This window comes from Runella aurantiaca (assembly GCF_003339505.1).
In the GTDB taxonomy this organism is placed as follows: Bacteria; Bacteroidota; Bacteroidia; order Cytophagales; family Spirosomataceae; genus Runella; species Runella aurantiaca.
Window position 1 is genome coordinate 266,255 of record NZ_QPIW01000003.1, and the last position, 24,433, is coordinate 290,687.

The window sequence follows — 24,433 nt, forward strand, 5'->3', positions numbered from 1 at the left end:
TTCAAAAAATTGTCAGGGATTTCAGTTGAAACCCCTGACAATGAACATCTTTTAGTTCTGGACAGACATACTTACCACCGAAACGTTATTATTACTGTTGGCATCTCCACCCGAATTAGGGGTGATGTTGGTGGTAATAGTAGCGGTTGTTCCTGCGGTATTTGCCGTTACACTGAGAGCCACTCTACTTCTGCTGCCGGCAGGAATGACCACCCCGGGTTTAGAAGTAAACAATAGCCCGGTTCCTGTGTCGAGCACCGTCCAGTCGTTGTTATTGACCATTTCAGAAACAACGACTGTCGTTGTTGCCAATGTAGGGTCAAATCCAAACGTAAACCCGGTGGCCGATGGAACAAAGAAGCTCATGCTTCCAATGGTTGGATTCCCTTTGATTTCATTGATATTAATGACAACCATTTTTGAATCTCCCACATTGAAAGTCATACTTCCAAAGGTAGCATTAGGGAATAGGTCAATATCCGAAGCTGATGGTCCTTGCGGAGTGGTATCGCTGCCGTCTAAAGTGCCGTCTCCATCATCGTCCGTATCAGCCGTGTTCGGTATGCCGTCGTTGTCCACATCGGGATCCACGTCATTGAGCATGCCGTCACCATCCAAATCATAATCGGACGCGTCAGGAGTTGCGTCACCGTCGTTGTTACCCGGAGTCCCAAAACCGTCCCCGTCGTTTGGCTGAGCTGTATCGGCTCCGTCAGAGATGCCGTCGCCGTCATCGTCCGTATCGGTCGCGTTGCCAATGCCGTCACCGTCCACATCCGTATCGTAGATGTTGTTGATGCCGTCGCCATCCATGTCAGGATCCGTCGCATTGGGAATGCCGTCACCGTCCACGTCCAAATTCAACGCATCGGCCAAGTCAGGCAGTCCATCACCGTCGCCGTCGGGCAGCGTGTATTTTCCTGTTCCGTCCAACACACCGATCTCTGCACTGTCAGGGATGCTGTCATTGTCATCATCCGTGTCGGTCGCGTTTGGTGTACCGTCGTTGTCGGTATCCAGCACTTGACCCGGCGCTTCTGCACCATCCAAGATGCCGTCACCGTCATCATCGGTGTCCACATCATTGTTGGTACCGTCGTTGTCAGTATCCAATGGTTTTGGATCCGTTGTGTCACTCAGACCATCATTGTCATCGTCGGTGTCAGTACTGTTTGGCGTACCGTCCCCATCGGTGTCAAGCGTGTCATTGATGCCATCGGCCAAATCAGGCGTACCGTCACCGTCACTGTCAGGAAGACTGTAGACGCCGCCCACCAATACACCTTGTTCGGTGCTGTCAGGGATTCCGTCGCCGTCATCATCGGTGTCGGTTTCGTTACCCGTGCCGTCATTGTCACTGTCGAGCAGCATGCCTGGTTGCTCATTGGCATCCAAGATACCGTCGCCGTCATCATCCGTATCGCTGTCATTTTTCTGTCCGTCATTATCGGTATCCAACAGTTTAGGATCCTGTGTATCCAACAGACCGTCACCGTCGTCGTCGAGGTCAGTGGCGTTAGGTATACCGTCGTTATCGGTATCTAATGGATTGGTATCCTGCGCATCAGGAATTCCGTCACCATCATCATCGGTATCGGTAGTATCAGGTGTTCCGTCGCCGTCCGTATCCAAGGCATCGGCCAAATCAGGTATTCCGTCACCGTCAGAATCGGGAAGCGTATAAACACCACCTACCAAAGTTCCCTGTTCGACGCCGTCCAAAATACCGTCATTGTCGTCATCTGTGTCGGTGGCATTCGGGGTACCGTCGTTGTCAGTGTCGAGGCCTTGGCCCGGTGCTTCTGCACCATCTAAGATGCCGTCGCCGTCATCGTCGGTATCGGTGGCATTCGGCGTACCGTCGTTGTCGGTATCCAATGGTTTTGGATCCTGGGCATCGCTCAATCCATCGCCGTCGTCGTCGGTATCGGTGGCATCAGGAGTGCCATCACCGTCAGTGTCAAGCGCATCGGCCAAATCAGGAATTCCATCGCCGTCGCTGTCAGGTAAGGTGTATTTACCTGTACCATCCAACACACCGATTTCCGCGCTGTCAAGGATTCCGTCATTATCATCGTCGGTATCGGTGGCATTCGGGGTGCCGTCATTGTCGGTGTCGAGGCCTTGGCCCGGTGCTTCTGCACCATCTAAGATACCGTCGCCGTCATCGTCGGTATCGGTGGCATTTGGTGTACCGTCGTTGTCGCTGTCAAGCGGTTTAGGATCCTGAGCATCACTCAATCCGTCACCATCATCATCGGTATCGGTAGTATCAGGTGTGCCATCTCCGTCGGTATCCAAAGCATCGGCCAAGTCAGGTATTCCGTCACCGTCGCTGTCAGGTAGGGTGTATTTACCTGTTCCGTCCAATACTCCGATTTCTGCCGTATCTAAGATTCCGTCGTTGTCGTCGTCGGTATCGGTGGCATTTGGTGTACCGTCATTGTCGGTGTCGAGGCCTTGGCCCGGTGCTTCTGCACCATCTAAGATACCGTCGCCGTCATCGTCGGTATCGGTGGCATTTGGTGTACCGTCGTTGTCGCTGTCAAGCGGTTTAGGATCCTGAGCATCACTCAATCCGTCACCATCATCGTCCGTATCGGTGGCATCAGGTGTACCATCACCGTCGGTGTCCAAGGCATCCGCCAAGTCAGGAATTCCGTCACCGTCGCTGTCAGGAAGCGTATAAACTCCGCCTACCAAAGTTCCCTGTTCGATTGTATCCAAAATACCGTCATTATCGTCGTCCGTATCCGTTGCGTTTGGTGTACCGTCGTTGTCGGTATCCAAGGCTTGGCCCGGCGCTTCCGCCGTATCCAAGATGCCGTCGCCGTCATCATCCGTGTCGGTCGCATTCGGTGTACCGTCATTGTCGGTATCCAATGGTTTTGGATCTTGGGTATCGCTCAATCCATCGTTATCATCGTCCGTATCGGTAGCATCAGGGGTACCATCGCCGTCGGTATCCAAGGCATCGGCCAAGTCAGGAATTCCGTCACCGTCACTGTCAGGTAAGGTGTATTTACCTGTACCATCCAATACGCCAATTTCTGCGCTGTCAAGGATTCCATCGTTATCGTCATCCGTGTCGGTGGCGTTCTGGGTACCATCATTGTCGGTATCCAAGGCTTGACCCGGTGCTTCTGCACCATCCAAGATTCCGTCGTCGTCATCGTCCGTGTCGGTCGCATTCGGTGTACCGTCATTGTCGGTGTCGAGCGGTTTAGGATCCTGAGCATCGCTCAATCCATCGTTATCATCGTCGGTGTCGGTGGCATCAGGAGTGCCATCACCGTCGGTGTCAGTTGCTACCGGTCCTTGCGGAGTGGTATCGCTGCCGTCTAAAGTGCCGTCTCCATCATCGTCCGTATCAGCCGTGTTCGGTATGCCGTCGTTGTCCACATCGGGATCCACGTCATTGAGCATGCCGTCACCGTCCAAATCAAAGTCCGAAGCGTCAGGAGTTGCGTCACCGTCGTTGTTGCCCGGAGTCCCAAAACCGTCCCCGTCGTTTGGCTGAACTGTATCGGCTCCGTCAGAGATGCCGTCGCCGTCATCGTCCGTATCGGTCGCGTTGCCAATGCCGTCACCGTCCACATCCGTATCGTAGATGTTGTTGATGCCGTCACCGTCCATGTCAGGATCCGTCGCATTGGGAATGCCGTCTCCGTCCACGTCCAAATTCAACGCATCCGCCAAGTCAGGCAAGCCATCACCGTCGCCGTCAGGCAACGTGTATTTTCCTGTTCCGTCCAACACACCGATCTCTGCACTGTCAGGGATGCTGTCATTGTCATCATCCGTATCCGTCGCGTTCGGTGTACCGTCGTTGTCGGTATCCAGCACTTGACCCGGCGCTTCGCTGCCGTCGGCTATGCCGTCACCGTCATCGTCGGTATCCACCTCATTGTTGATACCGTCGTTGTCAGTATCCAATGGTTTGGGATCCGTTGTGTCACTCAGACCATCATTGTCATCGTCGGTGTCGGTACTGTTTGGCGTACCGTCCCCATCGGTGTCAAGCGTGTCATTGACTCCATCGGCCAAATCAGGCGTACCGTCACCGTCACTGTCAGGAAGACTGTAGACGCCGCCCACCAATACACCCTGTTCGGTGCTGTCAGGGATGCCGTCGCCGTCATCATCGGTGTCGGTTTCGTTACCTGTTCCGTCATTGTCACTGTCGAGACCTTTACCGGGTTGTTCTGCCGCATCCAAGATACCATCACCGTCATCATCCGTATCGACGTCATTTTTCTGTCCGTCATTATCGGTATCCAACAGTTTAGGGTCCTGTGTATCCAACAGACCGTCACCGTCGTCGTCGAGGTCGGTGGCATTTGGTGTACCGTCGTTATCGGTATCCAATGGGTTGGCATCCTGTGCATCAGGAATTCCATCGCCGTCATCATCGGTATCGGTAGCATCAGGTGTTCCGTCACCGTCGGTATCCAAAGCATCGGCCAAGTCAGGAATTCCGTCACCGTCACTGTCAGGAAGACTGTAAACTCCGCCTACCAACGTACCCTGTTCGACACTATCGGGGATTCCGTCGTTATCGTCGTCAGTATCCGTCGCGTTTGGTGTACCGTCGTTGTCGGTGTCGAGGCCTTGGCCCGGGGCTTCCGCCGTATCCAAGATGCCGTCGCCGTCATCGTCGGTATCGGTCGCGTTCGGTGTGCCGTCGTTGTCGGTATCGAGCGGTTTAGGATCCTGAGCATCGCTCAATCCGTCACCATCGTCGTCCGTATCGGTAGCATCAGGTGTACCATCACCATCGGTGTCCAAGGCATCCGCCAAATCAGGAATTCCGTCACCGTCACTGTCAGGAAGACTGTAAATTCCGCCTACCAATGTGCCCTGTTCGACACTATCGGGGATTCCGTCATTATCGTCATCCGTGTCGGTGGCATTCGGTGTACCGTCGTTGTCGGTATCCAGCACTTGACCTGGCGCTTCCGCACCATCCAAGATTCCGTCGCCGTCATCATCGGTGTCAGTGGCATTCGGTGTACCGTCGTTGTCAGTATCCAAAGGCTTAGGATCCTGAGCATCGCTCAATCCATCGCCGTCATCATCGGTATCAGTAGCATCAGGAGTGCCGTCACCGTCCGTATCCAAGGCATCCGCCAAGTCAGGAATTCCGTCACCGTCGCTGTCAGGTAAGGTGTATTTACCTGTACCATCCAACACACCAATTTCTGCGCTATCAAGGATTCCATCGTTATCGTCGTCGGTATCGGTGGCATTCGGTGTACCGTCGTTGTCGGTATCCAAGGCTTGACCCGGTGCTTCTGCACCATCTAAGATTCCGTCGCCGTCATCGTCCGTATCGGTCGCGTTCGGTGTACCGTCATTGTCGGTGTCGAGCGGTTTTGGATCCTGAGCATCGCTTAAGCCATCGCCGTCATCATCGGTATCAGTAGCATCAGGAGTGCCGTCACCGTCCGTATCCAAGGCATCCGCCAAGTCAGGAATTCCGTCACCGTCGCTGTCAGGTAAGGTGTATTTACCTGTACCATCCAACACACCAATTTCTGCGCTATCAAGGATTCCATCGTTATCGTCGTCGGTATCGGTGGCATTCGGTGTACCGTCGTTGTCGGTATCCAAGGCTTGACCCGGTGCTTCTGCACCATCCAAGATGCCGTCGCCGTCATCATCCGTATCGGTGGCGTTTGGTGTGCCGTCGTTGTCGGTGTCCAAAGGTTTTGGATCCTGAGCATCGCTCAATCCATCGCCGTCATCATCGGTATCGGTGGCATCCGGGGTTCCGTCGCCGTCAGTGTCCAAGGCATCGGCCAAGTCAGGCAAACCGTCGCCGTCGCTGTCAGGTAAGGTGTATTTTCCTGTACCATCCAATACGCCGATTTCAGCGCTGTCCAATACACCGTCGTTATCGTCGTCCGTATCCGTTGCGTTTGGTGTGCCGTCGTTGTCGGTGTCGAGGCCTTGACCCGGCGCTTCCGCACCATCCAAGATATCGTCGCCATCATCATCCGTATCGGTCGCATTTGGTGTGCCGTCGTTGTCAGTATCCAATGGTTTTGGATCCGTTGTGTCACTCAGACCATCATTGTCATCGTCGGTGTCAGTAGCATCAGGAGTGCCGTCACCGTCCGTATCCAAGGCATCCGCCAAGTCAGGAATTCCGTCACCGTCGCTGTCAGGTAAGGTGTATTTACCTGTACCATCCAATACGCCGATTTCCGCGCTGTCAAGGATTCCATCGTTATCGTCATCCGTGTCGGTGGCGTTCTGGGTACCATCATTGTCAGTATCCAAGGCTTGACCCGGTGCTTCTGCCGTATCCAGGATTCCGTCACCGTCATCGTCCGTATCCACATCATTGTTGGTGCCGTCGTTGTCGGTATCCAATGGTTTTGGATCCGTTGTATCGGTCAATCCATCGCCGTCGTCGTCGGTATCGGTGGCATCAGGGGTTCCGTCACCGTCGGTGTCAATCAAAGCAATGACTGTCACGTTTGGAGCACAACTACCCGTAGCTTCCGCTGATGTTACGGTCAAGGTACGAATACCCGCTACACCGGCTCCGGTATAAGTAATAGGAATTGCAATAGAAGTTTGACCTGCCGTTATTGTTACCTCAAACGGTACAGGAGACGTGGCAAAATCAGTCGCGGTTACAGTAATTGTCACCGGCCCTGCAACAGCACCGGTAATAGGAATTGTCAGTGTACCGGTTTGGCCGGCTGTGCCATTTGCCGTAAATGTACCTGTAACGGTTGCATTTGTGCAGTCCCCGAAGGTAAAGCTACCGGGAGGAGCCGTAATTTTCGTGCTCACCGTATTGGAAATTACCTCCACCTGACGATAAGATGTACTGCCGTCGGGGGTGTACGTGGCAAAATTATACAGCGTTGAATCAATACCAGTATCTTTCACGTTTGCTTTAACGGTAATGACCGTTTCCACACCGGCGCCCGGTACGTCCAAATCCCGAATCGTAAAGCTGCTTTCGTTGGCATACGCACTTACCAGCGCACCACCCGGTACACCCGTCATCGACGCGGCCACGTATTGTGCTTTTTGCTGAAGATTGTCCTGCAAAATGATTTTTACCGCAGAAGCTTCACTATTGGTAATTTTATACGTGTAAGTAACCTCCGTATTTTGACCTGTCGTAGCTTTATCCACTGTTTTTACAATGGAAATGGCGGCTAAAGGATCGTTTTGGTCAATGGTAATAGGCGTAGGACTATCCGCTCCTGGAACACTTGGTTCGTCCGATAGATACGTATTGCCGTTGATGACAAAACTTGCCTGATTCGTAAACGTTCCCGTGGTAGCCGAAATCGCATCCATGTAGATATAGGAAGTTCCTTTAGGCACCGTGATGTTCCCCAATGCGAGCGTATTGGTTCCGCCGTATCCATTGGTCGTTCCTACCGTAAGGGATGTTGCCAAACTGCTGTCCACCCATGTCAGGCCCGAAGGCAGGACGTCATTTAAGTTGATGGTTTGGGCGTCACAATTCAAGTTCTGAACCGTAAATTTGTACGTAAATGCCTCCTCGGTAAGGCCTGGATTAGGCGATACTTCTTTGTACAAATAAACGTTATCAGGCGTGGCCACTTCTGGTACTGGAGGCTTGCAGGTAATGCTGAGATCACCGATAGCGATGTCATTGAATACCTTGAAACTGTATTGGTTGTCTTTAGAATATTCTACGTAAATCTCATCCACGGGAGTGTCAAAATTCACGTACAGTTTTCCCCATTGTGACCAACCTCTCCAATAGATATTGCCGGTAGCTTGGGTAGCCGAATTGAGCGCAATATCGGTGTATTTTGCCCGCGATAATTTAGGCGACACCGTTACTCCGTTCAATTTTCCATAGACATTCACCACGTCTTTGCCCCACCACCAACCGTCAACACGGTAAATGACAAAGCTTACGCCGGAGGCAGGTTTTTTGTTGGCCGGATTGGTTACATCCAACAACTCGAATTTGGTCGTGATTTTGGCCGCTTCGTTGTTGTCGTTACGAGGAATGTACAGTGAGCGTCCGTAGCTGACAGGATACCAGTTGAACAAATAACCCACGTTACTTGGATCAGTAACGGTTACGGCAATACGTTGATCGCCAATGTCATAGTTTTTTGTTTTGGTTGTCCAAGGCCAGGTATAGCGCCACCAGCTCAGGGTTTTGTTGCCTTCGCACAGGTTGGCGGGAGGCGTTGTATTTCCTGCGAAAGTGATGTATTTCGTTCCATCAAAATTGAAATTGGCCGCGTAGATGTTAGCACCTGCGCCGGTCAATAAAATGGAATTGTAGCTCGTAAAAGCAGCATCAGAAGATACCAGCATATAGACAGGGTAGTCGGCGCTGAAGCCGGCTCCGCTCAAGTCTATGTTCAGTTTGGTACTTTCTATGGTGCCCGTTTCCACCACTTTCCAGATGGCACCGAGGCGCTTGTCTGCTGTTGGAGGCGGCCCGCATTGTGTAGGGCTTTCGGCGGGAAGTGCCACGGTACCTGCCACCCCATTGTCTCCCCACATGAGGAAGGAAGCATTGGTATCGAAGGCACCGGAGTGGGTTGCATTGTCGGTTCCAATGAGGTTATCAATCCCCATTGTCAATAATGCACCCGTATTGGAAGATTTTGACTGCTTTTGTACTAAACTTTGGCAATCGTCGCGTCCAATCCCTGCGATGTTTTTGTTATAACCTGCAATCGGATAGATCGTAGTTCCTGTACCCGACAGATAATCGTGGGCCAGCGTTAAACCATACTTAACCCCCAAATAGGAGTTGACGCGCTGTTTTTCGGCAGCCGTCAGTTCTCGGTTATAAAGAATCACTTCTCCAATGTCTCCTGAGAAATAGGTTAGGTTTCCAAAGCCCAGATTCGTAGCTGCTTCATTGAAACGAACGATATTGGTGGCATCATTAAATTCCTGATTTCCGTTGTGCCACGCCGTCCATTGCCCTGCTTTGGCCATGGTCTGGTAAATTCCGTATTCTTCGATATTCCACGAAGGGTTAAACGTCTGACGGGTTGTTGAACCAAAAGCATCAAAGATCGTTTGGGTGCCCCAGGTATAGTGTTGCCAATGGTTATTTCCCCAAGTAGCAAAACCGTTAGACACGTTGGTAGCCCGGTTGCTCTTGAGCATATAAAATACCTCACCCGCCGTCCAACTGTTGGAGAATGTCGTCCATTTGAAGTGGTCATCCGTCCCGTCAAAACGAACTACCGGATTGAAGTTGCTTCCTGCCGAAACTCGGAAAGGCTCATTGACCGCTTCGGGATGATAACCGTTGAGCGACTGGTCAAACCAGCTTTCAATATCCGTACCAAAAGCTGTATTGACACCTTGGTCAGCTTTAAGCCAGAGTTGCAGGTTGGCATTTACGCAACCCGGACCCGACAATACTCCACCAATGGTAAAGTAAACTCCGTCGGGCAGCAGGCTTGAATTGAACGTAACGCAACCGTTGGCATTCAGAGGTAATTCCTGCGTAATGGTTGCAAAGGTAGGGTCAGTACTGATGAGCAACGCCCGATTGTTACCTCCACCTGCATAACACAGCGTGATGTCTTGGTCGCTCCAATTGGTCTTGTCAGCTTTCCAAACCCGACCCAAACGGAGCGTAGAAGTGGCCCCTGTTACCGATACTGAGAAAGAGGCACTTGCGTCGTTGTTGGCCCAAGTCAGGAATGATTTGTCATTCGAAAAGGTTCCGGCATTCGACTCATTATCAGCCGCGAGTGCCGAACCTACTCCAATCGTAATCAAGTTGTCAGCATTGACACTTTTTGATTGTTTTTGGTTAAGGTTTCCAAAATCATCGCGTCCTATCCCCGCAATATCAGCTTTATACGCTCCGTTGGCCGTGGCATCCCACATTTTGGTGGTTTGGTCAGAAGCCAAATAGTCTTGCGGAGAAGATTGGTCAAGGGTAATGCCGTACTTTATAGCCAGATACGACTCAATGGACTTGCGTTGAGCGGCAGTCATGACTGTACTGCCTCCGCTGCCAACCCCTGCTCCATAGACAATCACCTCGGTCATATCTCCGTAAAAAGGATCAGAGATTAACCCCCGGCGACCAATATAGAGAGGTGCCGTTGATAAAGCAGAGTTATTGGTGACTTGCCCCGTAAACTTACCGCTGGTATAAAACTGGGTTGCGTTACTTACAGCGGTGTTATTCACCATGTCCGACGCTATATACCAGTTTCCTGGCGTCAATACGTTGGAGAAAGTAACGCCCGGTGAGTACCAAATACGCGAGGTATTGTTGACCAATGAAAACCGTTGGAAACTCCCGTCCGCATTCCCCCACAAAGCACTGTTGCCAAAACTGGCAGGAGGCGCTTTGAATACGGTAAAAACGGCAAAGTTATCAAACTTGTCCTTGTCAACGTCGGTAGTGGTTTCCCAATAGGCGTTGTTATTACCAAAACGCATGGTGTGGTGGAAGTTCAACTGGTCGCCCGCCTCACTTTGGTAAACGGGGCGGTTGGCGCCTGCGTCGTCATTGTAAGCTTCACCACCGTTGGCTTTGTCCAACACCTTGTCAATAACCTGTCCGTCCGTAGTTGGAACACCGGCCGTTAATGAACCTTCTTCTGCAACAATCCAGAAGTTAAGATTCGTAGCTACTCCCCCCGGAGGAAATACCTGACGTGCAAATGTGAAATAAGCACCGTCGGGTAACAACGAAGAGTTGATCGTAGCTGCACCGTTGGTCAGCGCGATTTCCTGCGTAATAGTGGCAAACGTTGGGTCGCTGTTTTGAATCAACAAATACTGCGCCTGCGGGTCGTTGATGTGGATGGTCACCGACTGGTCTGTCCAGCTGGTTTTTTTCACCTTCCACACCCGCGCCATGCGGGCATTGACGTTTGGCGAAGTTACATTAACGGCATAGCCTGTCGCTCCCGTATTGCTTCCCCACATCATAAAGCTGGCGTCGGTTGCAATGGTACCCGCGTTGAGTACATTGGTGGTAGCTATGCTGCTTCCCAACGCAATGGTGGGCTGGAAGCCCGTATTGACAGACTTTGATTGTTTTTGAAATAACCCTTGTACATTATCACGACCAATACCTGCGATATTTGCGCCGTAGCCACCACCAATTGGGTAGATTGAAGTGCCTGCGGCAGATAAATAGTCGTGTGCAAGTGTTAAACCGTATTTAATACCCAAGTAAGAATTGACGCGCTGTTTTTCAGTCACCGTCAATTCATTTCCGTAGAGTACTACTTCCCCCACATCCCCCGAAAAATACGTAAGATTTCCAAAGCCGAGATTGGTTGCCGCTTCATTGAAACGTACAGTATTACTGGCTTTGTTATATTCTTGATTTCCGTTGCGCCATGCCGTCCACTGACCTGCTTTGGACATGGTTTGGTAGATACCATATTGCTGAATGTCCCAAGTGGGGTCGAAGTTTTGGCGGGTTGTAGACCCAAACGCATCATAGATATTTTGGTTACTCCAAGTATAATGCTGCCAGTGGTTATTTCCCCAAGTAGCCAAGCCATTGTTGACATTGGTAGCTCGATTACTTTTGAGCATGTAGAAGATTTCGCCCTGTGTTAAGCCACTGGAAAAATTAACCCAATCAAAACGGTCATTGACACCATCAAAGCGTACAACCGGATTGAAGTTACTGCTTCCATCAATACGTTGAGGTGCATCTACTACAGAAGGGTGACGGCCATTGATTGACTGATCAAACCAATTTTGAACATTGTTGCCGGAAGCCGTAGTGATTCCGCCATCTGCCTTCAACCATAATTGTAGGCTACTTACTACTCCACCGGGAGCAAGTACCGTTGCACCAAACGTAAAAAACTGACCATCATTTAGGTTAACTTGGGCAGTAAGGTTACCATTTCCATCGGGTGTAAGTGTGATTTCGGTAGCGCTACCAGGGGTAAAAGTAGCACTGTTGCTTACCAAGAGTACTTCCGCATTGGTGGAAGCAGGAACACTGATGGTGACTGTTCCGACCGTTCCCGTTTCCTGTACTTTCCATATCCGCGACATCAATTTGAAGGCTGACGGTGCAGACGATACGTAAGTTTGCGGTAAGTACGCTGTCGCGTAACTGGCCGATAAGCCATTATCACCAATAATTTCAAAAGTGTTATTAGCAGGAAAAGTATTGGGATTAAGAGCATTGGTGGCAAAAATCCCCGTACCGTTACCAATGGTAACTAATGTGCCTGCATTAATAGACTTTGATTGTTTCTGACTGAGTGCCGAAGCGTCATCGCGACCGATTCCCGTAACATTGAAGCCGTAAGTAGCTATGTTATAAATGGTAGTTCCATCAGCCGACAAATAATTATGCGACAACGTTGTTCCATATTTCACAGCCATGTAGGTGTCAACCTTATCCTTCTCTACCGCAGTAAGGTTACGATCGTAAAGTATAATTTCTGCAATATTACCATGCCAGTTTTCGACATACTGATAGCCTCCAATGGTCCACATTCCATCAACCACACCACTATTACCTACTCCTGTGGCTTCGGTTGTAGCATCATAACTCTCGACTCCGTCTAAACGCAATCCACTCCCAACGTTGGGGCCTCCCCCGTTCCAAAAGAAGCCAAATAGATGGGTTTTATCTTTTGTAAGAAGAGTCGGATGGTCAATGCGAACGGGAGACGAGGTATTCATCCACATAATTTGTTGGTTGGTCAGCGTCCCCATGTGAGGGTTATCAATTCCCAAGTCCCCTAAATTCTCATAACCACCGTCAAGGCTGTTTGACGCAGCTCCAAACATGGTTCCTGAACTGGTCGTGGTCATAAATCGGCCCGCCTTATATTCTAACTGATCAGTCCCCGTAAAACTAAGGGAGGGGTTAAAGTTGAAAGCTGATGAGGCAGAAGCCAAGGAGGGTTGATGACTCGCCGTAGCCTGGGTAACGTGATAGGTGTTGACTTGGTCATTCCAAGCCGAAACCGCTGTAGTACCTGTGACCCCAACATCTGCTTTGTACCAAGTTTTCAGATTCGTCGCTACTCCACCTGGACTTTGGGCATGAACGCCCAATGTTGCTCCCAGTACCCACAAAAGCACCCAGAGCAACGGACTTATTTTTAATTGTTTTGATAAATATGATTTCATGATTTCGAAACGGTTTGTTAGAGTATAAAAAAATAGAATACGCCATCCTACCAGGATGATAGTTAGCTTGAATTAATGTAGTGCCTACTTTTTTGTTGCGCTTTAAGCCCCGGAAAACCATGTGAAGGCGGGGAGGGGGTGGAGGAATCATTTCTAATTCTATGGATAGGAAAAAAGGGGTTTTGTAAAGTCTGCGAAAGAGATAGAAGTACCCGCAGGTGATGCAGCCAAAACAGGGCGCCAATTCTATCTTCACAGACAGGAGTAGCAGCAGTAATAGAAGGGTTTTTCATAAGGGACGTTGAAAAGGGTGACAAAGAATAAGGGGTAAGTAAAAAGGGATGGTCGTTCAGAAAGCCTGCTCACGAACCTTTACGTGATTCGGAACAGGCATCTCTGATTCAATTATTTAATCAGGACTCCATTCTTTCGAATTTTCTTCACTACGAAAGGAATGCACAGGTCGGAGGGACAGCAATCGCCAGCGATGAATACGATGGGACAGCAGCCCGAAGCTGGACAGCTCTGATTGGTAGCCGTAAAGCTGTAGCTGCCTATTTGGGTGACTAAAATCGTATTGGTTGTGCCCACCTGCGTAGTGGTGCCGTTAAAAGTGCGGTACCAAATCACGTTTGTATATTTGTCGGGAACCGAAATTTGCGCTGCTTCATTGCTGCAAAGTGAAATTGGCACCGTCACGCAGGCATTATCAGAGATGGGGGCAGGCAGTATTCCTCCAGCAACACTTATGATGGCGGCTTCGTTGAGGCTTACCCCAGCTGAAAGAATTTTGGCCTGAACGGTAATGATTATACTATCGCTCGGGGTAATGCTGGGAATTGTCCAAGTGGCGGCATTGCCGTTGATTGAGGTGGCTGTCGGTGCCGCACTTATCCACTGCATTGAAGCGGGCAATGAATCTACGACTATCACATTGACCGCCGTATCAGGCCCTGCATTTTTAATGACCAGTTTGAAAGACGTCAGGTCTCCCAGATTGGCCTGAGCGTCAGAAGTACGCGTCTTCTTAATGGAAAGTGCCACATTTCGTGTTTGGCAAAGTTGGGCTGGACAAAGAGTGAGTTTTTCAAACACAGGCGCTGGAGCTACTGGTGTCAACGTATAGGTATTGCCAGTGATGCGCACTTCATTCATTCCAGTTTCTGGAAAATCAACTCCCGTTTGCCAATTCAGGTCAAAACAGGCTGCATTCGTACTGCCCACGTAGTCAAACTCTATGCAGGCTACTGTTACCCAATCGGCGGTTACTTGCTGCGCCGTAGGGGTATTGCCGACAGAAGGAGAATACTTGACATTGAGCGACACAATCCCTGCCGCACCGCTTACGGCGCTTCCCTGTAAATCCTGTGCGGTGTAAGGGAAAGTGGCAAAATTGGCCTGTTGCACAATGGTAGGATTGGCCAACAGAGTGGTATTGTAATTGAAACGGAAATTGGCATCGCCCATCAAAAAAGTACTGTTGGCATCTTTGGCCCGCACTCTTACAAGTACCACGGTTTTCTTGGTGATGCAATCAAAGCTTTTGGAGGTAAGTTGTACGGCATAGCTTCCCGTAGAGGCAGTGGTACAATATTGGTTTGGGCAGAGCGTCAGGCTGTTATAGGTATTGTCTGAAATGGCTGCTTGAGAGGTATAAGTAAAAGGAGCTTGATTGGTCACCGTTATTTGGTTCATGCCGGTAGCAGGCAGGTCGGTGCTTTTTTGCCAATTCAGGTCAAAACAGGCCGTGGCGTCGTCGCCCGTGAAGGTAAATTCAATCACGCCCACGCTGGTCCAGCTTGTTCCGACGGAAGCAGGAGGGCTGCTACCGCCGTATTTAACGTTTAGTGACACGATTCCATTACTGCCACTCACACCGCTTCCTTGTAAGTTTTGAGAAGTATATGCTCCGCCCGAATAATTATTTTGGGCAAAAAGGATTGGATTAGAGAGTACCGTAGTATTGTAGTTAAAACGGAAATTGGCATCGCCCATCAAAAAAGTGCTGCTTGCGTCTTTCGCTTTCACCTGAACTTCGACTTGCACTTTTTTCGTAACGCAGTCAAAACTTTTTACCAACAATTGAACACCGAAACTACCCGTGTCGGGGGGAGTCGTTTGGCAAATTTGACTCGGGCACAAGATGAGTTTATTAAACACACCACTTGCTTTGACTGAATGGTTGGTAAATGTTAGAGGAGAGGCATTGGTAACGATGATTTCGTTCATGCCAGTTACGGGGGGCGTTTTGTCCGTCTGCCAAGTCAAGTCCACGCAATTGGTGGCCAAAGGAGAGACCAAATCAAAAGTAAGGTCAGCGACGGTCAGCCAGTTGGTAGTGACAGTTGTGGGTAAAGATTGCCCTCCATACAGCACATTGAGCGAAACCAACCCATTAATAGTGCCTTGAGTAGAGCCTTGTAGATTGAGGCTGTAAGTCGAGTTTCCACTGAGAGCTCCTGCATTAGGGCTGATGACCGGATTGGAAATGGCGAGCGAACTGTACCGAAGCCGAAAGTTGGCATCTCCCAGAAGAAAGGTACTGTCGGCGTGATTGGCTTTAACCTGTACCTGAAGAATGACTTTATTGTTGATACAATCGGTTTCTTTCAATACCAACTGCACGGCAAATGATCCTTTTTGGGCGTACCCCTGCGCCCCTGCCCCTAATAGGAATAACAACACTATGCTACTTAGATATAGTAGTTTTTTCATGATAAAATAAGATTGTGGAAGAGGTTGGACGTGTATAAAATACAGAAGGGGGTATCTGATAAAAGTAAATAATGGCCTGAAAATCAAGTTGCTATTGTTGAAATTGCAAGCGCCCGCCGCAGTATGGAGAATACTGCGGGGAAGAAGCACTGGACCTGCAACGGAAAAGCCTTTACATAGTTCTCCCGTCACACCATTTTTTTGATAAATTTGCATGGTGCAAATGCTTTTAAAGTATTTGACATTTCAGGGATAAGAGCGTGGCATTACTTTGGTCGGTACGGCACGTTTTTATCCTTTTTTATTTGACTATAGAGACATACTTTTTTAAGGATTAGAAATAATTTCAAGTAGGGTAAACTTCAATGAGAGAGGTGCAATTATGCCGCCGGATGCCTTAAAAAATAGACAAATAGGTGTCAAATGGATATAAATTATATCCAAATGGTGTATTTAGACTCACAAAATCGTATTTTGCTGCATTGGGGATATATTTATTTCTAATGAGTATATATTTTACGATTTGACTTTGTTATATATCCCTATCAAATAGGATTTAAATAGAATGAAATAGGACTTATGGATAAATGAAATCGTCGATTATTACAATAAAATGAATGATGTTTAGCATAGTTATTAATACTTTGGTATGAATCATGTTATTTTGTTTATTTAGATTTGTACCTGCAGCATAGCCGCATGATCCAACCTAATTCCTGCCTTTTAAGAACGATATGAAAAATTATTTACCGCTAATTGTCGAAGACGATGAAAGTTCGGCTTCGATACTGAGTGAGTTTTTGCAAAAACTCCCTTTTTTACAAAAGCCGATTGTCTGTAAAACAGCCTTTGAGGCCTTAGGGGAGCTAAAACAGAATCTTTTTGACATGGTCTTTTTGGATATGCACTTACCCGACCTGTCAGGCGAAGAACTTCTCCAGCTTTTCCCCAAACGCCTTCCTACCATTATTACTACTTCCGACCCCAATTTTGCGGTGAATTGTTTCGATTTTGACGTAGCCGATTATTTAATGAAACCTTTTTCATTTTTGCGTTGCGTAAGAGCGGTCAATCGGGCGTTGGAAATGAATGTAGCTGACAACAGCGTTGCTGACTCCCACAGTATTTTCTTAAAAGCGGGACGCCAATTAAAACAATTTCATTATAAAGACATTGATTACGTAGAAGCCTTTGGGATTTATTCAAAACTCATTGGTCATCAGCAAGTTACTGTGGTTAATGAGACCATTACCTCGCTGGAACAGCGATTGCCTAAGCGTAGCTTTGCCCGAGTTCAGAAATCATATATTGTCAATGTGGAAAAAATTGCCGCATACGACACTAAATATCTACAGCTAGGAACGGCTAAAATTCCAATTGGATTAGCTTATCGTAATTCATTGCAGGGTTTTTGGAGTTTGCTGGACAAAAATTAAAGATTGTCATTAAAGTTATACACACTATGCTACTTTATCACCATTTTATCAATTTCACATGCGATTCGTCAGCATTGAATCCTTTTACCAAGGTCTGATTTTTGGGATACTTTTGGGGTTATCAATAGGTTTGTATGGCCAAAACGGGCTAAAAACTTCTTCTAAACCGACTCCTCACGATTCCACCCTTTTAGAACAGTACAGAAAACAAGCATCAATCTACTCAAGCTCGGGAGAACTGGATAAAATGTACGCCACCCTGAAAAAAGGGGTGGCTTTGGCGGAGAAAAGTAAAAATGAAAGCGTCCGGGGTATTTTTCTTTCAAAAATAGCTGGTTATCATAAACAAAAATACCAGACAGATTCTGGGCTCGTTTACGCTCAGAAGGCAATTTCCGTTTTAATGCGGCAAAAAGAATGGCAATGGGTAGCTCAGACGATGTATATAAAGTGCATGTTCTATCTGGACAAAAACGATCAGGTAAATGCCATGCAGGAGCTAATTGCCTTGTCACGTTTCAATGAAAAATACCATCAGGATTATTATACAGGAGCTGCCTATAATCTGTTGGCCCTCACCTTTCGCCGGCTCAATGATACGCTCAACGAAAAGAAATATATCCTAAAACATCTTGATTTTGCCGAAAAACAGAACTCTGATGTGCACCGCATGCATGCCTTTGAAATGTACGGGGCTTTTTTGGTAAATCAGAAAAAGTTTCGGGCGGCCCATACCTATTTCATGAAGTCGCATCTGCTGGCCAAACATCAAAAAAATGATGAAATAAATGTTGAGATTCTGCTCGGCATGGGGGCAAATCTGGTTTCGCTCAAAGAATATAAAAAGAGCTTAGAAATATTGCGATTAGCCGAGAAAACCGCCCTTAAACACGCAAAAGAATCCGGTTGGAATGCGGTTCTTTCCACAAACTATGCGCACATCTCGTCATTGTTTTTGGCCACCGGAAAACCAAAGGATGCATTGGATTATGCCCGTCGGTCTTTTGCCTTGGTACAAAACGAGCCTCTTCGCTATGAATATCTGATTCGCGCATTGAAAAATCAACTCGCCGCCCAAAAAGCGCTGGGGCATTTCCGGGATGCGCTCCAAACCTACGAACAACTCCAAACCGTAACGAAAAGCATTGACCTAAATAAAGACCGGGAAATAACCAAAGATATTGAAGCAAAATACCAGCTGGAAAAAAGCGAACGGGAAAAAGAGTTATTTGAAAAAAGCTTACGAATCAAAGAATTAGAGCTGCAAAATCAGCAAAAGCAAGCAAGAATCCTTTGGATATTATTGGGCGTGCTCGCCGTATCCTTGGGAGGTGGATACTGGTTCTATCGAAAAAATCAAGTTTACAATCATCGAATCAGTAAGAAAAATCAACAATTAGAAGCATTGAACGAAACCAAAGATAAGCTGTTTGGCATTATTGGGCATGACTTGCGCGCGCCAGTTGTTGATTTAATTAATACTATTACCTTGCTTGAGAACGCAAATTTGACCGCCGAACAGCTATCAACCCAATCGTCTGCGTTACGTAAAAAAGCAATTACGCTGCAAACGCTTCTCACTAATCTACTGTACTGGGCTTTTTCGCAACGACAACTCCTAAAGGCTAATCCAAGGCTTGTATCATTAAAAACCAACATAGAAGAGGTATTAGACTCTCTTGAGGGAACAATGCAGGAAAAATTACTTCGTGCTGAATGGCGTATAGATTCTTCAGATTCAATTTATGTCGACGAAAATCAATTGCAGATTATTTTATACAACATTATACATAACAGCATTAAGTTTTCGCCGCCCAATAAGGTATTGCAAATAGCTATCACAGCAGAGGCTTCACACGCAGTACTGCATTTGACCAATAAAGGGGAAGAGTTTGAATGGAAAGATTCTACCCAAAAACCCGCGAAAACAATATCTAAAAACGGAACATCTGGTGAAAAAGGCACAGGATTGGGGTTGTTGGTCTGTGCAGAATTAATGGCATTAAATAAGGGAACTATTCGAGCATATCATGCCCAAACGGGAGGAACAACACTGGAATTGTTTTTCCCAAAAACACCCAATGCCAATCATAAATGGTTTTGATTTGAAGCTGAATATATATTTTATAGTACTCGACTTGTGGTTTTATATCATTAACTGAGGGTTTGATTCCATTCCCTAAAAAAGAGTTCAAATCGGCATTGTTTTGGCAAAAGTATCTGTAAAACCAATATACTTTAACCAATCGACGATTATGAACACAATACCTACACTACAAAAAAACAAACCTGCGTCTGACCCTTTTCTTGAAATCAAAATCCATGAATTTTACATAGGAATGTTAATCCATCCTTTGCAAAAAATACCACCACTTACTAAAATTGCCTTTGACATGAATGTTCCCGTAGACAAGTTTAAAGCGGCTTTCAAGGCAATCTACGGACAGTCTCATTATCAAGTTCATATGAATATTAAGTTGGAATGTGCCAAACGAATTTTATGCTCCGGTCAATATCGTGTATGGCAGGTGTCGGCAATGTTGGGTTATTCTCAAACCGCTAAATTTGTCTTAATATTCAGAAAAAAAACAGGAATGACTCCTAAGCAATTTGCGAACGCAAATAAAAAGGAACTATTACTATGAGCTACATTTTGTCTGTATTTTCATGGATGTGGTTTGCTATGGTCAGGGGCTTTTATTAACGAAAGTCGAAAGGGTAGTGGGCTTTTTTTAAGTGGAAGCATATATCATTGCGATTGTATATCCCCAAGAAGCTTTACATTTTTTTTCATAATGACATTAAGATAGCCCAAAGGAAAGCTTTTGGTAGAGCGGATTTCAGACTCTAACCTATTCTTTAGATGCTTTCACCTCTTTACGTATCCTTGCTGCTTATTGTCAGTATTTTGACCATTATTCTGCTCAGTTCAAGGTACAAGTTCAATACCTTTTTTGTGTTGATTTTTGTGGCAATGGGCGTAGGGTTTGCCGCGGGGATGGACGGAGAAACTCTTTTGAAGGCCATCAAAGTGGGTTTTGGTAGTACACTCGAAAAAATCGGTTTGCTGATTATTTTGGGGGCTACGCTGGGCATCATTTTGGATAAAACCAACGCTACGCTCAGTTTGGCTAATTTTATACTGAACAAAACAGGCGAACGCTATGCGCCGCTCGCCATTACGCTAGTTGGTATTCTCATCGGATTGCCTATTTTTTGTGATTCGGGGTTTGTGGTGTTGAGCGGTCTGGTGGTTTCGTTGGGCCGTACCCTCCCCAAAAAACGGCTGGCCTTGGTAGGATGTTTGGCTACTTCGCTGTACGCGGTTCATTGTTTGGTGCCTCCGCATCCGGGCATCACGGCGGCTGCGGGCGTGTTGAATGTCGATTTGGGAAAAGCCATGTTGTTGGGAATCTTAGTGGCATTGCCGGCGGCTACGGTTGGGTACCTGTACAGCCTTTCGTTGCCCGCTACGCTCGACGTCACTGAAAAGACACCTTCTGACCTGACCATCGAAAAGCGCGGTAATTTACCCTCGGCAGCTTTGTCTTTTTTGCCGATCATCGTGCCCATTGCGCTGATTTCCTTGAAATCGGTGTCGCTTTTGTATCCCGATATGGCCTCGCCGTTGGTGATGAGCATAATCAAATTTGTGGGAGAGCCCATTGCCGCGCTGCTGGTCGGCTTGATTTTGACCTTGCCTTTATTTCAAAAAATAGAGAAAAAAGTGCTGAATGAACTTTTCGACGAAGCCATCGAAAAAGCGGGGCCCATCCTTATCGTAACGGCAGCGGGCGGCGCTTTTGGCGAAATTATCAGAACCCTTGAATTGGGAAAAGTATACGGCGCGGCGTTGGCGGCGGGCGGTTGGGGATTACTGGTTCCGTTTGGACTGGCGGCTATTTTCAAAACCGCGCAGGGCTCGTCGACGGTAGCGGTGGTTTCGACGGCATCACTGGTGGCCCCTTTGTTGGCTGCCCTCGGATTGGCCGGTCCAGACGGTACGCTGTTGGCGTTATTGGCAACGGGAGCGGGGTCAATGGTCACTTCACACGCCAATGATTCGTACTTTTGGGTAATTTCGCGCTTTGGAAACCTAAACGTTTCCGTTACCTTGCGCGCTTTTACGCCTGCTTCCGCGCTCATGGGAGGTACCGCTCTGGGAGTCATTTACTTGATGAAATGGCTGATGGGCGTATAGAAAGGAGGCTTTACCTTTTGATTCAAATTGCATGAAATACCACCGCGTTTTAGTGGAAGCGATTGTTTTTTCGCTGACCGAAATATTCGAAAAAGGGCGTCAGGCCGATAAAGTGATTGAGCAGGTGCTCAAATCCAACCGTAAATGGGGCGCGCGCGACCGGGGCTTTATTGCCGAAAACACCTACGAGATTGTTCGTTGGTGGCGAATGTTAGACTTTGTTACTGCTCATTTGGGCAAGCCTGCTTATCTGGACTTTTTTGCGGCGTGGCAACTGCTGAAAGGTAACGAACTGCCGCCGTGGACGGAATTTGCGTACATCAAGCCCAACGCCATCCGCCAAGCCTACGAAGAAGCCAAAAAAAGCCGCAAAATTCGGGAGTCGATTCCCGATTGGCTAGACGAAATCGGCGCCGCCGAATTGGGCACCGCGTGGGAGGATGAACTTCATGCACTCAACCAAACTGCTCCCGTGGTGTTGCGGGCCAATACCCTCAAAACCACCGCCGCCGCCTTGAAAGAAGCCTTGGCCAGCAAAGAGATTTTTACCGAAACCCTGCCCGGATTGCCCGACGCGTTGAAGTTGAGGGAGAAAAAGAACGTCTTTCAGACCGATTATTTTCAAAACGGACAGTTTGAGGTGCAAGATGCTGGTTCTCAGTGCATTGCGCCGATGTTGGATGTGCATCCGGGCATGCGGGTCATTGATGCCTGCGCGGGTGCAGGTGGAAAAACCCTGCATTTGGCAGCGTTGATGCACAATCAGGGGCGACTCATTGCGATGGATGTGGAGGGTTGGAAACTGGAAGAACTGCGCCGCCGAGCGCGACGAAACGGGGTCAGCAACGTAGAAACACGCGTCATTGAGCCCAAAACCATTAAACGTCTCCGCGATACCGCCGACCGCGTATTGTTGGATGTTCCCTGTTCGGGATTAGGGGTGTTGCGTCGTAATCCCGATTCTAAGTGGAAAATGAAACCCGATTTTTTGACCCAAATTCGCCAAACACAGTACGAAATTCTGACCAATTATTCGCAAATGGTGAAGCCCGGTGGGAAGTTGGTCTACGCTACGTGCAGCATTTTGCCGTCAGAAAGTGAAGAACAGGTGAAGCGATTTTTGGCCGAACAGGGCGCAAAATGGCAGCTTTTGGAAGAAGCCCGAACCTCACCAGCGCGCGATGGGTTCGACGGGTTTTACATGGCTTGTTTGACGAAACCTTTGTGAAACAACCATTTTTTACGTTCTTTGCACTAGAATCTACTACGGTAAAATGCTTACCATTCAAAGCAACGTTTCTCTTAAATCATACAATACCTTCGGCATAGATGCTACGGCTCGCTATTTAGTAGAAGTGGATAATGACGAAGATATTCAGACATTACTTCAGCTTCCAGACGTGCAGACGTTCCCAAAACTTATTTTGGGCGGCGGCAGCAATCTTCTACTTACGCAGGATTTCAATGGGTTGGTAGTTAAAATCAACATCAAGGGCATTCGTACGGTCAAAGAAGATCAGGAAAATGTATGGGTGCGCGTGGGTGCTGGCGAAAATTGGCATGAATTTGTGCTGTATTGTGTAGAACGAGGTTTGGCTGGTCTTGAAAATCTATCCCTTATCCCTGGTACCGTCGGGGCTGCTCCCATGCAGAATATCGGGGCGTATGGCGTCGAAATCAAAGACACTTTCGAACGACTCGAAGCGGTTCATATTCTGACGGGTCAAAAAAGGGTATTTACCAATGAGGAATGCCGTTTTGGCTACCGTGATAGCGTTTTCAAAAATGAACTGAAGGGGCAGTACATTATTTGCAACGTGCAGTTCAAGTTGCAAAAAACACCCGTATTTCACGTTTCGTACGGCGATATTCAAAAAACGCTCGACCAAATGGGCGTAAATGAGCTGAGTATCAAGGCCGTTAGCGACGCCGTCATTAAAATCAGACGTAGCAAATTGCCTGACCCCGTCGAAATCGGCAACGCTGGCAGTTTCTTCAAGAACCCCGAAATCTCAGTGATGCAATACGAGCATCTGAAATTGATGTATCCTGAGATACCGGGCTATGTAATCAACAATGAGGTCGTAAAAGTGCCCGCAGGATGGTTGATTGAACAATGCGGCTGGAAAGGAAAACGCTTCGGGAGCATTGGTGTACACGCCCGTCAGGCGCTTGTATTGGTCAATTATGGTGGCGGTAAAGGGGCAGAAATCAAGCAATTAGCTGAAAAAATCCAGTCTTCCGTTGAAGAGCAATTTGGGATTCGTCTGTATACCGAAGTCAATTTTATCTAAAACAAAAAAGTTGACCGGATACCGATCAACTTTTCGAAACCTTCCTCTTTTTAAATTGGCAGCTTCGCTTTGTCGGCTAAGACAGCTAAGCCGCCAATGTCTCATTATCCCTACTCAAAATGGATGCGCATAGACGTACAACTTGTCTTTGAGCTCTTTCCGCGCAATGTGAATTCTATTTTTAACCGTTCCGATGGGAATGCGCAAGCGGTCAGCAATTTCGTGGTATTTGAACCCCCGATAGTACATCATAAACGGAGTACGATAGGCTTCTTCCAGTGAATTAACGGCTCTGTTGATGTCGTCCATGGCAAATTTGCCAGCGGCTTCATTTTCGGTGCTGTTTTCAAAAGAATTGATGTAGTGTAAGTTGTCGCTCGTATCGATAAATGTATTCTTCCGCACCATACGCTGGTAGTTGGTGATGAAGGTATTTTTCATGATGGTGTACAACCAAGCCTTGAGGTTTGTGCCGTCGGCGTATTTGTCACGGTTGGTAAAAGCCTTCAACAGCGTATCTTGCAACAAATCGTTAGCATCTTCGCTGTCTTTTGTTAAACGCATCGCAAAGGGCTTTAGTGACTTTGACACTTTAGCGATGTGGTAAGTGAACTCGATAGCTGTCATTGTGGGCTTATTTGAATGTTTTGGTTTCTGTTTGTTGAACA

The 24,433-nt window shown here is 47.8% G+C and carries 9 protein-coding genes; 6 read left to right on the forward strand and 3 right to left on the reverse strand.

Features of this window, described 5'->3' with window-relative positions; translation table 11 throughout:
- Window positions 1–51: 51 nt before the first annotated feature.
- Together DVG78_RS06475 and DVG78_RS06480 are read right to left on the reverse strand one after the other, a co-directional pair.
- Complete coding sequence (locus DVG78_RS06475) at window positions 52–13,119, reverse strand: DUF8202 domain-containing protein (RefSeq protein ID WP_114460238.1); 13,068 nt, start codon at window positions 13,117–13,119, stop codon at window positions 52–54.
- 405 nt (window positions 13,120–13,524) lie between these two features.
- Entirely contained in the window at window positions 13,525–15,834 is a 2,310-nt protein-coding gene (locus DVG78_RS06480; protein WP_158549981.1) for a DUF11 domain-containing protein, read from the reverse strand.
- A gap of 734 nt (window positions 15,835–16,568) precedes the next feature.
- Between DVG78_RS06480 and DVG78_RS06485 the strand changes: the two genes are divergently transcribed.
- The 6 genes from DVG78_RS06485 (at window position 16,569) to murB (ending at window position 23,765) form a co-directional block, all read left to right on the forward strand.
- Entirely contained in the window at window positions 16,569–17,270 is a 702-nt protein-coding gene (locus DVG78_RS06485; protein ID WP_114460240.1) for a LytR/AlgR family response regulator transcription factor, read from the forward strand.
- 58 nt (window positions 17,271–17,328) lie between these two features.
- The gene (locus DVG78_RS06490; protein WP_114460241.1) at window positions 17,329–19,374 is read left to right on the forward strand and encodes an ATP-binding protein; all 2,046 of its coding nucleotides are present in this window, start codon (window positions 17,329–17,331) and stop codon (window positions 19,372–19,374) included.
- Between the two features lie 151 nt (window positions 19,375–19,525).
- The gene (locus tag DVG78_RS06495) at window positions 19,526–19,915 is read left to right on the forward strand and encodes a helix-turn-helix domain-containing protein (RefSeq protein WP_114460243.1); all 390 of its coding nucleotides are present in this window, start codon (window positions 19,526–19,528) and stop codon (window positions 19,913–19,915) included.
- Between the two features lie 218 nt (window positions 19,916–20,133).
- Complete coding sequence (locus DVG78_RS06500) at window positions 20,134–21,471, forward strand: GntP family permease (protein ID WP_114460244.1); 1,338 nt, start codon at window positions 20,134–20,136, stop codon at window positions 21,469–21,471.
- Window positions 21,472–21,502: 31 nt separating this feature from the next.
- On the forward strand, window positions 21,503–22,699 hold the full coding sequence (locus DVG78_RS06505) for an RsmB/NOP family class I SAM-dependent RNA methyltransferase (protein WP_114460245.1): 1,197 nt from the start codon (window positions 21,503–21,505) through the stop codon (window positions 22,697–22,699).
- A gap of 46 nt (window positions 22,700–22,745) precedes the next feature.
- On the forward strand, window positions 22,746–23,765 hold the full coding sequence (gene murB / locus DVG78_RS06510) for a UDP-N-acetylmuramate dehydrogenase (RefSeq protein WP_114460246.1): 1,020 nt from the start codon (window positions 22,746–22,748) through the stop codon (window positions 23,763–23,765).
- A 114-nt stretch (window positions 23,766–23,879) separates the two neighbouring features.
- Here the strand turns inward: murB and DVG78_RS06515 are convergent, their stop codons facing one another.
- Window positions 23,880–24,392 (reverse strand): RNA polymerase sigma factor, encoded by a 513-nt coding sequence (locus DVG78_RS06515; protein ID WP_114460376.1) that lies wholly within the window; start codon window positions 24,390–24,392, stop codon window positions 23,880–23,882.
- Window positions 24,393–24,433 lie beyond the last annotated feature (41 nt).

What these genes read in the sequence shown, in the direction of transcription:
- DVG78_RS06500 (WP_114460244.1), top strand. Translation starts at nt 20,134, where the DNA reads ATGCTTTCACCTCTTTACGTATCCTTGCTGCTTATTGTCAGTATTTTG.
- DVG78_RS06505 (WP_114460245.1), top strand. Translation starts at nt 21,503, where the DNA reads ATGAAATACCACCGCGTTTTAGTGGAAGCGATTGTTTTTTCGCTGACC.
- DVG78_RS06475 (WP_114460238.1), bottom strand. Translation starts at nt 13,119, where the DNA reads ATGAAATCATATTTATCAAAACAATTAAAAATAAGTCCGTTGCTCTGG.
- DVG78_RS06490 (WP_114460241.1), top strand. Translation starts at nt 17,329, where the DNA reads ATGCGATTCGTCAGCATTGAATCCTTTTACCAAGGTCTGATTTTTGGG.
- murB (WP_114460246.1), top strand. Translation starts at nt 22,746, where the DNA reads ATGCTTACCATTCAAAGCAACGTTTCTCTTAAATCATACAATACCTTC.
- DVG78_RS06485 (WP_114460240.1), top strand. Translation starts at nt 16,569, where the DNA reads ATGAAAAATTATTTACCGCTAATTGTCGAAGACGATGAAAGTTCGGCT.
- DVG78_RS06480 (WP_158549981.1), bottom strand. Translation starts at nt 15,834, where the DNA reads ATGAAAAAACTACTATATCTAAGTAGCATAGTGTTGTTATTCCTATTA.
- DVG78_RS06515 (WP_114460376.1), bottom strand. Translation starts at nt 24,392, where the DNA reads ATGACAGCTATCGAGTTCACTTACCACATCGCTAAAGTGTCAAAGTCA.
- DVG78_RS06495 (WP_114460243.1), top strand. Translation starts at nt 19,526, where the DNA reads ATGAACACAATACCTACACTACAAAAAAACAAACCTGCGTCTGACCCT.